The 13,592-nt window shown below is 29.4% G+C and carries 18 protein-coding genes and 1 riboswitch; of the genes, 15 read left to right on the plus strand and 3 right to left on the minus strand.

The window, feature by feature from the left end:
• The first annotated feature begins 67 nt into the window (after positions 1–67).
• A complete protein-coding gene (locus tag ACIJYF_RS03305; protein WP_435117737.1) occupies positions 68–2,173 on the plus strand; it encodes a sodium-translocating pyrophosphatase in 2,106 nt (701 codons plus the stop codon).
• Here the strand turns inward: ACIJYF_RS03305 and bamE are convergent.
• Positions 2,160–2,645 carry an outer membrane protein assembly factor BamE domain-containing protein gene (bamE, locus tag ACIJYF_RS03310; RefSeq protein ID WP_435117739.1) on the minus strand — a complete coding sequence of 162 codons (486 nt, stop codon included), beginning with the start codon at positions 2,643–2,645 and terminating at the stop codon, positions 2,160–2,162. The two genes, ACIJYF_RS03305 and bamE, sit on opposite strands and share 14 nt — an antisense overlap.
• Here bamE and ACIJYF_RS03315 point away from each other — a divergent pair.
• The 6 genes from ACIJYF_RS03315 to ACIJYF_RS03340 are packed head-to-tail and all read left to right on the plus strand — an operon-like array spanning position 2,644 to position 5,171.
• Positions 2,644–3,111, plus strand: coding sequence for a ubiquinol-cytochrome C chaperone family protein (locus tag ACIJYF_RS03315; protein WP_435117742.1), 468 nt, complete (start codon positions 2,644–2,646; stop codon positions 3,109–3,111). The two genes, bamE and ACIJYF_RS03315, sit on opposite strands and share 2 nt — an antisense overlap.
• Positions 3,112–3,113: 2 nt before the next feature.
• On the plus strand, positions 3,114–3,293 hold the full coding sequence (rpmF, locus tag ACIJYF_RS03320) for a 50S ribosomal protein L32 (RefSeq protein WP_435117744.1): 180 nt from the start codon (positions 3,114–3,116) through the stop codon (positions 3,291–3,293).
• 15 nt (positions 3,294–3,308) lie between these two features.
• Positions 3,309–4,310: a phosphate acyltransferase PlsX gene (gene plsX, locus ACIJYF_RS03325; RefSeq protein WP_435117746.1), complete on the plus strand. Its 1,002-nt coding sequence runs from the start codon at positions 3,309–3,311 to the stop codon at positions 4,308–4,310.
• A 4-nt stretch (positions 4,311–4,314) separates the two neighbouring features.
• Entirely contained in the window at positions 4,315–4,614 is a 300-nt protein-coding gene (locus ACIJYF_RS03330) for an integration host factor subunit alpha (RefSeq protein WP_435117748.1), read from the plus strand.
• Positions 4,607–4,978, plus strand: a complete 372-nt coding sequence (locus tag ACIJYF_RS03335) for a MerR family transcriptional regulator (RefSeq protein ID WP_435117750.1) — start codon at positions 4,607–4,609, stop codon at positions 4,976–4,978. The genes ACIJYF_RS03330 and ACIJYF_RS03335 overlap by 8 nt, the downstream gene beginning before the upstream one ends.
• A 1-nt stretch (position 4,979) precedes the next feature.
• Positions 4,980–5,171 carry a 50S ribosomal protein L33 gene (locus tag ACIJYF_RS03340; RefSeq protein ID WP_028036963.1) on the plus strand — a complete coding sequence of 64 codons (192 nt, stop codon included), beginning with the start codon at positions 4,980–4,982 and terminating at the stop codon, positions 5,169–5,171.
• Here the strand turns inward: ACIJYF_RS03340 and ACIJYF_RS03345 are convergent, their stop codons facing one another.
• Entirely contained in the window at positions 5,172–5,462 is a 291-nt protein-coding gene (locus tag ACIJYF_RS03345; protein WP_435117752.1) for a chorismate mutase, read from the minus strand.
• 43 nt (positions 5,463–5,505) lie between these two features.
• Between ACIJYF_RS03345 and ACIJYF_RS03350 the strand changes: the two genes are divergently transcribed.
• Positions 5,506–6,531, plus strand: a complete 1,026-nt coding sequence (locus tag ACIJYF_RS03350; RefSeq protein WP_435117754.1) for a COX15/CtaA family protein — start codon at positions 5,506–5,508, stop codon at positions 6,529–6,531.
• A gap of 29 nt (positions 6,532–6,560) precedes the next feature.
• Here the strand turns inward: ACIJYF_RS03350 and ACIJYF_RS03355 are convergent, their stop codons facing one another.
• Complete coding sequence (locus tag ACIJYF_RS03355; protein WP_435117756.1) at positions 6,561–7,889, minus strand: O-acetylhomoserine aminocarboxypropyltransferase/cysteine synthase family protein; 1,329 nt, start codon at positions 7,887–7,889, stop codon at positions 6,561–6,563.
• 2 nt (positions 7,890–7,891) lie between these two features.
• Positions 7,892–7,958: riboswitch (SAM riboswitch) on the minus strand.
• Between the two features lie 138 nt (positions 7,959–8,096).
• Here ACIJYF_RS03355 and rplM point away from each other — a divergent pair.
• The 7 genes from rplM to ACIJYF_RS03390 are packed head-to-tail and all read left to right on the plus strand — an operon-like array spanning position 8,097 to position 13,330.
• Positions 8,097–8,555, plus strand: coding sequence for a 50S ribosomal protein L13 (gene rplM / locus ACIJYF_RS03360; protein ID WP_435117972.1), 459 nt, complete (start codon positions 8,097–8,099; stop codon positions 8,553–8,555).
• A 1-nt stretch (position 8,556) separates the two neighbouring features.
• Entirely contained in the window at positions 8,557–8,994 is a 438-nt protein-coding gene (rpsI, locus tag ACIJYF_RS03365; protein ID WP_435117758.1) for a 30S ribosomal protein S9, read from the plus strand.
• Between the two features lie 33 nt (positions 8,995–9,027).
• Complete coding sequence (argC, locus tag ACIJYF_RS03370; protein WP_435117760.1) at positions 9,028–10,047, plus strand: N-acetyl-gamma-glutamyl-phosphate reductase; 1,020 nt, start codon at positions 9,028–9,030, stop codon at positions 10,045–10,047.
• The gene (locus ACIJYF_RS03375) at positions 10,047–10,274 is read left to right on the plus strand and encodes a hypothetical protein (RefSeq protein WP_435117762.1); all 228 of its coding nucleotides are present in this window, start codon (positions 10,047–10,049) and stop codon (positions 10,272–10,274) included. The genes argC and ACIJYF_RS03375 overlap by 1 nt, the downstream gene beginning before the upstream one ends.
• Complete coding sequence (locus ACIJYF_RS03380) at positions 10,271–11,563, plus strand: homoserine dehydrogenase (protein ID WP_435117764.1); 1,293 nt, start codon at positions 10,271–10,273, stop codon at positions 11,561–11,563. The genes ACIJYF_RS03375 and ACIJYF_RS03380 overlap by 4 nt, the downstream gene beginning before the upstream one ends.
• Entirely contained in the window at positions 11,563–12,459 is an 897-nt protein-coding gene (locus tag ACIJYF_RS03385; protein ID WP_435117766.1) for an AEC family transporter, read from the plus strand. The genes ACIJYF_RS03380 and ACIJYF_RS03385 overlap by 1 nt, the downstream gene beginning before the upstream one ends.
• Positions 12,460–12,478: 19 nt before the next feature.
• On the plus strand, positions 12,479–13,330 hold the full coding sequence (locus tag ACIJYF_RS03390) for a DMT family transporter (protein ID WP_435117768.1): 852 nt from the start codon (positions 12,479–12,481) through the stop codon (positions 13,328–13,330).
• Positions 13,331–13,592 lie beyond the last annotated feature (262 nt).

Genomic DNA, 13,592 nt, shown 5'->3' on the forward strand with positions numbered 1-13,592 from the left:
TGTCTTTTTGAGCTTTTTTTGTATTGTCCGGGCTTAAAATTTAACAACCAACAACCTTAAGGTTTATATGAGCGAAACAGTAGAAACTATTTTATTATACACAATCGGTGCCGGTTTATTATCCATAGTTTATGGATTTTTTACTGGAAAAAATATTTTAAATCAAAGCACTGGAAATGCAAAAATGCAAGATATTGCATCAGCTATCCAAATTGGTGCAAAAGCATATCTGGCTAGACAATACAAAACTATAGCTATTGTTGGCGTAGTTGTATTAGTAATTGTAAGTATTGCATTTAGTCCTTTAGTTGGTTTGGGTTATTTAGTAGGTGCTGCATTATCAGGTATTGCAGGTTATGTAGGAATGTTAGTTTCTGTAGAGGCTAACGTTAGAACTGCTGAAGCTTCTAGAAAAGGTCTTGCTCAAGGTCTGTCTGTTGCATTCAAATCTGGTGCGGTAACTGGTATGTTAGTTGCTGGTTTAGCATTATTATCTATTGCAGTTTATTATTATTATTTATTAAAATTTAATGTTGATGAAAGAGAAATAGTTAATGCACTAGTTGCTTTAGGATTTGGTGCTTCTTTAATATCTATTTTTGCAAGACTAGGTGGTGGTATATTTACAAAAGGTGCTGATGTTGGAGCTGACTTAGTTGGAAAAGTAGAAGCTGGTATTCCAGAGGATGATCCTAGAAACCCTGCTGTTATTGCAGATAACGTTGGTGACAACGTAGGAGATTGTGCTGGTATGGCTGCAGATTTATTTGAAACATATGCTGTCACAATTGTAGCAACTATGGTTTTATCTTCTATTTTCTTTCAAGGTGATATGAGTATGATGATTTACCCTCTATCAATTGGTGGTGCTTGTATCTTAACTTCAATTATAGGAACTTTTTTTGTTAAACTGGGTAATGATAAAAATGTAATGAATGCTTTATATAAAGGCTTTGTTGTCTCTGCTATTGCTTCAGTTGTAATTTTATACCCAGTAACAGATTATGTAATAGGTTTTGGTACAGAATATAATGTTGATGGTAAAAATTTTAATGGAATGAGTTTGTATTTCTGTGGAATAATTGGTTTAGTAATTACTGGACTGTTAATTTGGATTACCGAATATTATACTGGTACTAATTATAGACCAGTCAGATCTGTAGCAGCATCTTCAACAACAGGACATGGCACTAATGTTATTCAAGGTTTAGCCGTATCTATGGAAGCAACTGCGATACCTGCTTTAATTATCGTTGCTGGAATTTTAGCTACCAATGCAATTGCTGGACTTTTTGGTATAGCAATAGCTGTAACTACTATGCTTGCATTAGCTGGAATGGTTGTGGCACTTGATGCCTATGGACCAGTTACAGACAATGCCGGAGGTATTGCTGAAATGTCTAATATGGATAAAAAAGTCAGAAAAACCACTGATGCATTAGATGCAGTAGGGAATACAACAAAAGCAGTTACTAAAGGTTATGCTATTGGATCTGCTGGCCTTGGAGCTTTAGTTTTATTTGCAGCTTACGTTGAAGATATAAAACATTTTTCTAAAGTAACTGGATCCAAATTAGAGGGTATAGTTGTTACTTTTGATTTATCTAATCCATACGTAGTAGTTGGTTTATTAATTGGTGGAATGTTACCTTACTTATTTGGTTCAATGGGAATGCAGGCTGTTGGAAGAGCAGGTGGAGCAGTAGTAATTGAAGTTAGAAGACAATTTAAAAAATTTCCTGGTATTATGAAAAGAAAGCAGAAACCAGATTACGCTAAATTAGTTGATCTTTTAACTGTTGCTGCAATTAAAGAGATGATAATTCCATCTTTATTACCTGTTTTATCACCTGTAGTTTTATATTTTATAATTTTATCTATTGGTGGCCAAGTAGCTGCTTTAGCTGCGGTTGGTGCAATGTTATTGGGAGTTATCATTACAGGATTATTTGTAGCTGTTTCAATGACAGCAGGTGGTGGTGCTTGGGATAATGCTAAAAAGTATATTGAAGATGGTAATCATGGTGGAAAAGGTTCGGAAGCTCACAAAGCTGCTGTTACAGGCGATACTGTAGGAGATCCTTACAAAGATACAGCTGGTCCTGCTGTTAATCCAATGATTAAAATCACTAATATTGTAGCTTTATTATTATTAGCAGTTATCGCTGGCTAATTTTTTTACGTTTTTTGGCCCTCTGTCCTAGAGGGTCATTAATCTTTTGCCTCATACTTGACATAAAATCATATATGAAACTATTTCTTTGAAAACCACCATCTGTTTTAGTTTCTACCACTTTAATGTTTTTCATATCATCTTTGTTATAAAATTCTTTTTTTTTTAAAATTCCATAATTATCAATATCTAAAACTAAAATATTATTTTCATAAATTTTCATTTTACCAAAATTTTTAAGTTTTGACTGTGTTTGTTTTCGTTCGATATAAATCCAAATATCATTATCAAACTTACTTTTGGTAGATGGATTTCCTAGTATTTTCATTATGTCATTTTTATTACTTTTATTTATGATCAATGAAGATTGTTTCTTTTCTAAGAAAGGAACTCCATGATGTTTAACAACTGGTTTAAAAGAACAATTTGCGACTATTAATGAGAAAATAATTATATATAATATTTTTATCATGACTGAAAATTATCTTTATATTTATAACAATTTAATTAATTTCACTAGAAATAAAGACTTATATAAATCTTTAAGTAGAGAAGATAAATTTTCAGATCGATTAACATTTTTTTTATTGCATTTTGCCTTTTTTTTAAAAAATTTTAAAAATGAGAAAAACAAGACTGTTTTACAAGAAATTTATGATTTTAATTTCAGACAATTGGAGCTTAGTATTAGAGAAATTGGTTATGGAGATCAGTCAATTAATAAAAAAATGAAAGATTACATAAATTTATTTCATTCAATGGTTTCGGAGATCCATTTTTGGGATAATTTGTCAAGAAAACAAAAAATAGAAAAGTTTTCAATCTTTTTATCTGATTTTAACAAAATTAACGATTTACTTGATTATTTTGAACTATTTAATGATAATTTATCAAAAAAAACTTTGAATTCTTATTTAAAAAGTGTAAGTAACCCATAATTATGGCTGTACCAAAACGAAAACAAACCCCTTCCAGAACTGGAATGAGAAGAGCTCAAACGATGAAATATTCAACAAAGAATATTGTTGAAGACAAAAAATCAGGAGAGTACAGATTATCTCATCATTTAGATTTAAAAACTGGTATGTACAAGGGTAGACAAGTTTTAGACCCAAAATAGTAATATAAAATCTAAATGTCAGATATGATTAAAATTGCAGTGGATGCAATGGGTGGTGATAACTCACCAAATAAAACTATTGATGGAATAATCCTCAACCATAGTAAAAATAAAAATTTATTCTATAAAATTTTTGGTGATGAAAAGGTAATTAGAGATCTTATTGATAATAAAATAAACAATAATTTTTATGAAATTATCCATACTACAGAAGTAGTAAAAAGTACCGACAGTCCTCTTGAAGGTGCCAAAAGGGGAAAAAATACTAGCATGTGGCTCGCTATAGATAGTGTAAAAAATAAAGAGGCAGATATAGTTGTATCAGCAGGGAACACAGGTGCTCTGTTAGTTATTTCAAAACTAAACCTTAAAATGATTGAGAATATTGATAAACCGGCACTATCAGCTTTATGGCCAAATAAAAAAGGAATGAGTGTTGTGTTAGATTTGGGTGCCAATATAGAATGCAGCTCAAAAAACTTATTAGATTTTTCTATTATGGGTGCTGCACTTTACACTTCTTTATATAATGGAGAAAAACCAAATGTAGGATTGTTAAATATAGGATCAGAAGAGCTCAAAGGAAATGAAACTATTAAAGAAACATATCAAATTCTAAATGATAAGAAGTCAGAAAACTTTAATTTTTCTGGGTATATAGAAGGAAACCATTTAATGGATGGAGAAGTTAATGTAATTGTTTCCGATGGTTTCACTGGTAACGTAGCTTTAAAAACTGCTGAAGGTACTGCAAACTTCATTACAAGTGAACTTAAAAAAGCTATGACAGGATCTATTATTGGAAAAATTTCATCATTATTAAATATCTCAAATTTAAATAAATTTAAAAAACGACTAGATCCAAGACTTTATAATGGTGCAATATTCCTTGGTCTTGACCACCCAGTAGTTAAAAGCCATGGAGGCACTGATTATATCGGATTTTCAAATTCTTTAGATGTTTGTCATAGAATTGTAAAAGGTAATTTGATAGAAAAGATCCAACAAAATATTTAAATAAATGAGAATAAATTTAACTAAAAAGGACTTAGTTAATTTAGTTTATATGCAGTTAGGTTTTTCTAAGCAAATTTCAGAGAACCTTATTGATGATTTTTTGTCAACAATTGTCTCTAATATTAAACAAGAAAAAAAATTAAAATTATCAAAATTTGGAACTTTTTCTATAAGACAAAAAAAATCACGGATTGGAAGAAATCCGAAAACTAAAGAAACCAAAATGATTTCAAGTAGAGATGTAGTGTTATTTAAACCATCAAAAGAATTTAAAGATTTTGTAAATTTAAAAGATAATGGATAAATCCGACAGTGCTTATAAAACGATAGGTGAAGTTGCTAAAATATTAAATTTGAAATCTAATAAGAAGGGTGAACTTCCAACGCATATAATAAGATTTTGGGAAACTCAGTTTAAGCAAATTAAACCAAAAATCCTTAATTCAAATAGAAGATATTATGACAAAAATTGCATTAATCTTCTCAAAAAAGTTAAATTTCTTCTTAAGGAACAGGGTATGACTATTAATGGTGTAAAAAAGATACTTAATGGAGAACAATCTTTAGAACTTGACGAAATGGCAAATAATTCTATAAAGGCTGATAATTTAAGAAATAAATTAGTTAAGATTTCTAAAATTGTAAAAAATTTAAAAGATTTAAAATAAAATGGCAAAAAAAACACACGTAAAAGTTAGATTGGTTCCAGAGTCAAAACCAGATAGTCCTTTCTTTTATTATGTTAAAAAACCAGCTGGTGGTGAAAAAGCAAAAGTTAAACTTTCGGCTAAGAAATATAATCCTGCTACAAGAAAACACGAAACATTTGTAGAAAAAAAACTTCCACCTCACAGTAAGTAATTACTTCTTTTTAAAATTACGTCTTTCGTAATCAATATAAGACCAGATCATATTCTTCCATATACGATTAGTAATTTTTGGGTCTATTTTAAGTCTTTTTGATTTTCCTCTAATTTTATTTAAAATAAAATTAATTCTTTTTTGATCTACGATTTCCTTTTTAAATTCTTTTAACTTAAGGACTTCTTTAACTAGAGAAGTCCGATATTTAATTAAGGCTAGAAGTTTATTATCTAATTTATCTAGTTTTATACGTATTCCGTCTAATTTTTTTTTATTTTTTGGCGACATTTAATTTATTGGATTTGTTAACAATTATTATATTTATCTATATATGTATAGTCAGAATAGTCATTTAAATAATCAATTAAAAGTTTGGTTACTTACACTTATTGTACTTATAATTCTTATAATTTTAGTTGGTGGCTTAACAAGATTAACTGACTCTGGACTATCAATAACAACTTGGGAATTATTTGTTGGATTTATTCCACCATTTACAAAAGATAAATGGATTGATTATTTTGAACTCTATAAAACTATACCTGAATTTAGTGAGCAAAATTTTAATATGACGCTTAATGAATTTAAGGTAATTTTTTGGTGGGAATGGGGTCACCGTCAATTAGGTAGATTAATTGGCTTATCTGTATTGTTACCACTTATATTTTTTTCAATCAAATATGGTTTAAGAATTTTAAAAAACTATGGATTGATATTTTTATTAGTTTGTTTTCAAGGATTTGTTGGTTGGTATATGGTATCTAGTGGCTTAATAGATAGGATTGATGTTAGCCATTACAGACTTTCATTACATTTAGTTACAGCTTTTATAATTTTGTCTGTAATATTTTGGAAATTTCTTAAATTAACTAGAATTCAAGCTCAATATATTTCAATTAATATAAATTTAATAAAGATTTTTCTTTTTTTGTTATTTTTACAATTAATAATTGGTGCCCTTGTATCTGGAATGGATGCTGGGAAAGTTTACAATACTTGGCCTTTAATGGGCTCATCATATTTTCCTGACGATAGTCAATTTATTGAATTTTTAAATATAAGTGTTTTTGACAATCCCTCTGTAGTTCAATTTATTCACAGAAATTTAGCATACTTAATTTCAGGTATTTATGTTTATATTCTTTTTTTTACCATAAAAGATTTGAATGAAATTTTTAGAAAACCTGTAATTATCATAGGAGTAAGTTTATTTTTACAGGTTGTTTTAGGAATATTTACTATTTTATCTGGAGTAAAAATATTTTATGCATCTTTACACCAGATAAATTCTATTTTGATAATATTATCAACTTTATATTTCCTCTACATATCTAAGTATGAGAAAAAAACTAATTAGTTTCTATTTGTAGACATATAAAACTCAAATTAACTAACAGCTTTTAATTTACCTTTAGAAGAATTCTCTAAAGCTTGATCCAAATCATCAATGATGTCATCTATATGTTCCAAACCAATACTCAATCTTACATAGCCAGGTGTTACTCCGGCTGCAGCTAACTCATCTTCAGTAAGTTGACTATGTGTAGTTGTTGCTGGATGAATTGCTAAGCTTCTTGCATCACCAATATTTGCAACATGGTAGAACATTTTTAAAGACTCGATAAATCTTTTTCCTGCTTCAATACCTCCAGCTAGTTCAATGCCAACAAGCGCACCATAACCACCTTTAAGATATTTCTTAGCTCGACTATTTATTTCATCATTATGTTCAGTAGCATAAATCACTTTATCTACCGCTTTATGTTTCTTCAAATAATCAACAACTTTAGAAGCATTTTCACAATGTTGTTTCATTCTTAAAGCTACTGTTTCTAAGCCTTGAATTACGCCAAATGCATTATCAGGTGATAGTGCTGAGCCAAGATCTCTTAAAATTGTTACTCTTGCTCTTACTGCAAAAGAAACATTGGCACCTGTAAGTTCTGGAACAGCTTTGCCCCAAACTACACCACCATAGCTGGCATCAGGTTCGTTGAAAAGAGGTTGCCTTTTTGGATCTGCTGTCCAATCAAAATTACCACCATCAACTAAAGCTCCACCAACAACAGTACCGTGACCTGCTATATATTTTGTTAACGAGTAAACCACAACAGCAGCCCCATGTTCTAATGGCTTACAAATTACTGGTGCAGCTGTATTATCAACAATAAGTGGTATATTGTATTTTCTTCCTATATCTGAAACTTCTTTGATAGGAAAAGTTCTTAAATATGGATTTGGTAAAGTTTCTCCATAAAAAGCTCTTGTTTTATCATCTATAGCTTTTTCAAAGTTCTTTGGATCAGAAGGGTCAGCATATCTTACTTCAATACCAAGTTTACTTAATGTATGTGTAAACAATGATACAGTTCCACCATAAAGATCTGTTGAACTAACAATATTATCTCCAGCTTGAGCAACATTTAATATTGCAAAGGTTGAAGCTGTTTGTCCAGATGAAACGGTTAAACTCGCTAAACCTCCATCAAGAGCCGCTAGTCTTTTTTCCAACACATCATTGGTTGGGTTCATGATTCTTGTGTAAATATTACCAAACTCTTTTAATGCAAACAGGTTGGCTGCATGCTCTGTGCTATCGAATTGATATGATGTAGTTCTATAGATAGGCACTGCTACAGCATTTGTTGCAGTATCACTTCTGTAGTCTCCACCATGAATTGCGATAGTTTCTGGATTATTTTTTTTTGTACTCATTTTTACTCCTTTTTTAGTGCTTTAACTTAATGTAAGGCGCACAATACAGTTCAAATGCCTACCGATAATGATGTAAAAATTCCTGTTTAGCAGTTTTATGCCCGCAATAGGATCAAATCGGCATAGATCTTTTAACAGATAAGTATTGTAATGCAAGCCAAATATCAAATTGACTTTGCAATTAATAATAGTATTAATCCTGGCACAATGACGAAATTCGTAAAAAAAGACCAGGTTACTTCATCATGGTATGAAATAGATGCAACAAATGCTGTAGTTGGAAGATTAGCAACTGTAATATCTAAAATTATCAGAGGAAAAAACAAAACTACTTACACACCACATATGGACCATGGTGATTTTGTTGTAGTTAAGAATATTGAGCAAGCAAAATTTACTGGAAAAAAATTTCAAGACAAAATTTATTATAGACACACAGGACATCCTGGTGGAATTAAAGAGACTACGCCAGAAAAATTACATGAAAAAAAACCAGGTGAAACTTTAAAACTTGCTGTAAAAAGAATGTTGCCTGGTGGTGTATTAGGTAGAAAACAATTAACTAAACTAAAAATTTATTCTGGAAGTGATCATCCACATGCAGCACAAAATCCACAAGTAATTGAGCTGGGTAAATTAAACAGTAAAAATTTAGCTAGAAATTAATATGGAAAATACTCAAACAACTTCAAAAACACCTAAATTAAAATTAGATTTTAAAGACAGTAAATATGCGACAGGAAGAAGAAAAACTTCAATTGCAAAGGTTTGGTTAAAAAAAGGATCTGGCAAAATTTATGTTAATGGAAAATTATTTAATGAATATTTTTCAAGCGAATTTCATCATCTTCAAATTACAAGACCATTTGATATAATCAATCAATCTACAGATTATGATGTTAGATGTAGCGTTAGTGGGGGAGGACCTACTGGCCAAGCAGGAGCATTAGTTCATGGTATTTCTAAAGCTTTAGTAATGTTTGATGAAAACTTAAAATCTACATTAAAGACTGAAAAACTTACAACCAGAGATTCTAGAGCTGTTGAAAGAAAAAAACCTGGTAGAAGAAAAGCTAGAAGAAGCTTTCAATTTTCTAAAAGATAATTCTTTTTTAATTTTAAACTGTTATAATAGATTATGCCTAAGCTTAATGCATTGGTTGCTGGTTCAACTGGATATATTGGAGTTCAATTAATTAAAATATTAATTAAACACAAATTTATAAACATAAGATTTCTATGCGGAAATAGTTCTGTGGGAAAAAATATTGCGAGTTATGACAAATCTCTTTCAGGAAAAAAATTACCAAAAATTATTAAATTTGATAAAAAACTTTTAAAAGATGTTGATGTAGTTTTTACAGCATTACCCAATGGAGAAGCACAAGATATTTCAAAACATTTAACAAAAAATATCACTTTAATTGATTTAGCAGCTGATTTTAGATTGGAAAAAGGATCAGAATATTTAAGATGGTACAAACAAAAACACAGAGCAATAAATTTAATTAAAAAAAGTTTATATTGTCTTCCAGAGATTAATGGAAATAGCGTAGGTAAATACCAGATTGTATCTTGTCCCGGATGTTACCCAACTTCAATATTGCTACCATTGATCCCTCTTTTCAAAAAAAACTTAGTGAAAGTTAAAGATATAATAATGGACTCTAAATCTGGATATTCAGGTGCTGGAAGAGGTGTTCATAAAAAATATAAAGATAAAAATCTATATGAATCTTTGAGTGCTTATGGTGTTGGTTCTCACCGACATAATTCAGAGATTGATCAAATGTTAGGAAAATTTACTAAAAAGAAATTAAGTTTTAATTTTACACCCCATTTAACTCCTATGTTTCGAGGTATTTTAAGTACTATTTATATTGATCTAGAAAAAGGTGTTACTCAGTCAAAAATAATTAAGACACTAACAGATTTTTATAAGAAAGATGATTTTGTAAAAATTTTAAAAGCTAATAGCTTATTAAGTACAAATGATGTCATTAACTCAAACAACTGCTTTATTTCTATTTGTAAATCTAAATATAAAGATAAAATTATAATAGTTTCGGCTATTGATAACTTGATTAAAGGAGGAGCAGGTCAAGCAGTACAAAATTTAAATATGAAATTTAATTTTCCGATTAAAACAGCTTTGTAATGAAATTAATCCTTATTTTTTTTATCTTTATGTTTTTAAATAATTGCTCATTAAACAAAGATTCTAAATATTGGACAGAAGATGTTGTTAAAAAGGGCGAAGATCAAAAAAAATTATCTGAAGTATTAAAAAAGTCAGAAGATATAACAAATATGACATATGAAGAATATGAGATTTATATAGATGACTATACAAAAAAAAGTAAATATCCTGATATCAATCAATGAATAACACAATAAATATTGCTGTAGTAGGTTTGGGTCAGGTAGGTAGCTATCTATTTAATGAATTGAATACTAAAAAAAAAGATATCGAGCTTAAAACGGGTAAGAAAATTAATATCGTAGCTATATCAGCAAGAAATATTAATAAGAAAAGACAATTTAAGATAAATAAAAAGATATTTTTTAAAGATCCTTTAGAAATTTTTAAAAAAACAAAAGTTGATGTTTTATTTGAGGCTATAGGTCAATCTGGTGGAGTATCAAAAAAAATTGTTGAAACAGCTTTAAAAAATAAAATTCATGTAATAACTCCAAATAAAGCATTAATTTCAAAACATGGTAACGAATTAGTAAAAATTGCAGAAGACAATAATGTTAATCTAGAATTTGAAGCATCCGTTGCTGGAGGAATTCCAATTTTAAGATCAATTAAAGAGGGTCTTGCTACTAACAAAATTTCAAAAGTTTATGGAATTTTAAACGGTACATCTAACTATATTCTCTCAGAAATGGAAAATTCTAACCAAAGTTTCTCTGATGTTTTGAAAAAAGCTCAAAAACTTGGTTATGCTGAACCAGGAAATCCAAAACTTGATCTTAATGGTTTTGATGCTTTTGCCAAAGTTAGAATTTTATCAGCGTTATCATTTAATAGTAAAATTTCTAAGCACAAATGCTTAATGGAAGGAATTGATAAAATTGATCTTAAAGATATTAAAATTGCAAACCAATTAGATTTAAGAATTAAACTTCTTGGAATATCTGAATTAAAAAATGGTGAGTTATTTGAAACAGTTCATCCATGCCTTGTCAGTAAAAATTCTTATATTGGTAACGTTACCGGTGTAATGAATGCAGTTATTCTTGAAGGAAAACCTGTTGGTGAAAGTATTTTACAAGGAGAGGGTGCTGGTCCAGGCCCTACATCATCAGCATTACTTTCTGATTTATTGTCTATTTTGAGAGGTAATATAAAAAAGCCCTTTGGAGTTTCTGTTAATAAATTGAAATCCTTAAAACCATATAATGTTAACAATTATGTTAATTCTTTATATCTTAGATTTGAGGCAAAAGATAAGCCAGGTGTTTTATCTCAAATTACAAACCGTTTAGCTAAATATAAGATATCTGTAAAAAGATTAATTCAAACACCAAATAAAAAAGACAACAAAGCAACTATTGTTATAATCACACACAAAACGACCGAACTTAATTGTAATAACTGTCTATCTATATTTAAGAATAATAAAAATATTCTTAAAGCACCTGTGCTAATAAGATTATATAATTAATGGATATTTACTTAAAACTTTTTGAAGTTTTATTTCCTGTTTTTTTTATTGTTGGTATTGGTTATTTTTTAGGTAAGAAAAACCCAAATTTTGACACTTCTTTTATTACAACATACGCAGGGAATTTTGGAACTCCTGCTTTAGTGATATTTGCACTTACAGCTGGTGGTGTAACTTTTGAAGTTTTTAAAGAATTCTTTTTTTATGCTTTAATTCTTTTGAGTGCATTTGGAATAATTGGATTAATTTTTTTAATTATAATGAAAAAAGATTATATAAGGGAATTACCTACATTTATTTTGCCTAATACTGGGAATATGGGTATTCCAATTTGTTTATTTGCTTATGGAGAGCTTGGTATGGGTATAGCTGCTGCCATTTCTTCACTAGTTGTTCTTCTTCATTTCACTTTAAATATTTTTTTAGCTAAGAGGGCATTTGATTTTCAAACTATTTTTAAAAGTCCTGCATTCTACGCAATAATAATTACTGTTTTATTTTTATATATCGAACAACCTGTTCCACAATTTGTAATGAATACAGTGATGTTACTAGCATATGGAATGATTGTTATGATATTGATGTCATTGGGTGTTGCGCTTACTCAAATGAAAGTTTTCTCATTTAAAGATGCTGTAATAACTTCAACTGGAAGAGTTATTTTGGGCCCAATTATAGGTTTTATTCTTATTAAGATTTTTGGTCTATCAGGTGTTTCGGCGGGCGTAATTTTAATCCAATCTTCAATGCCTAGTGCTATATTATGTTATTTGGTTGCTTCAATGTATTCACCTAAAATCATTGTTGATAATATTTCTAGTACTATTGTTGTTTCAACGATTATGTCATTAGCTACAATTCCAATTACATTATTCTTTGCTTTAAAATACTTTTGATAAGCAGTATCCTTTTTAAATGAAGGCAATAATTTTAAATGCTACAGCGTGGATGATTGTTCCAGTTATGGATGCTATAGCCAAACATCTAAGTCTTACAATGGATGTTTTTCAGATAACTTGGGCTAGGTATTTTTTCACTGTTGTTTTTACGCTTTCTTTAATGGTTTTATTTTATAGAGAAACACTTGTTTGGAGCAAGAGACCAAAGCTTCAGCTTGTAAGGGGAATAATTCTTGCTTTTTCAACTTTATGCTTCTTCTATTCAATATCAGTCATTTCACTTCCTAAAGCATTAACACTTGCATTTGTTGCTCCAATAACATGCACTGCTTTATCCCCATTTTTTCTTGGTGAAAAAGTTGGTGTTAGAAGATGGTCAGCTGTTCTTGTGGGTTTTTTAGGGACTCTAATTGTTATCAGGCCAGGATTTATAGATGTTAATTTAGCCACTTTAGCAGCTCTAGCTTGTGGTGTTTGTTATGGTTTCTATTTAGTGATAACTAGAAAGTTAAGTACTTCAGATAATTCGCTTTTAACACTTTTATTTACCGGTGTTGTAGGGTTAGCAATAATTAGTGCATTTATGCCTTCAGTGTGGGTTAATCCAACCCCAAATGAGTGGATTATGATGGCTATAATAGGCCTTATAGCCTCTGTAGCGCATCTTTTTATCATTTTATCACTCAAATATGCTGATGCTTCTAAATTAGCTCCTTTAGGCTATACAGAGATAATCACTAATATCATTATTAGTTATTATTTCTTCCATGAACTACCTGATAATTGGACTTATCTGGGTCTTTTCATTATAGTATTAAGTGGCCTTTATATCTCTAGGAGAGAATACCACCTAAGCAAGTCAAATTAATAGTAATAAAATATTTACTATATACTAATGTATTAAATTATATATGTAAATTAAGTATCTGTAATTATTGACTATTTAAGAATATTAAAAAATTGATAAAATAATAATATAGTAAAAAAAAACTTACTATATATTAATAAAACTCAATAAATAGGTATAAGAAGACAGACATTAATCCAATATTCAATTTTTATATTAATAAAAACCAATATCAATAAATCAAATTTCTTGTGATTGATTAAAATTGTTTATTATCAACACT

This window comes from Candidatus Pelagibacter bacterium nBUS_49, assembly GCF_051200925.1.
GTDB lineage: Bacteria > Pseudomonadota > Alphaproteobacteria > Pelagibacterales > Pelagibacteraceae > Pelagibacter.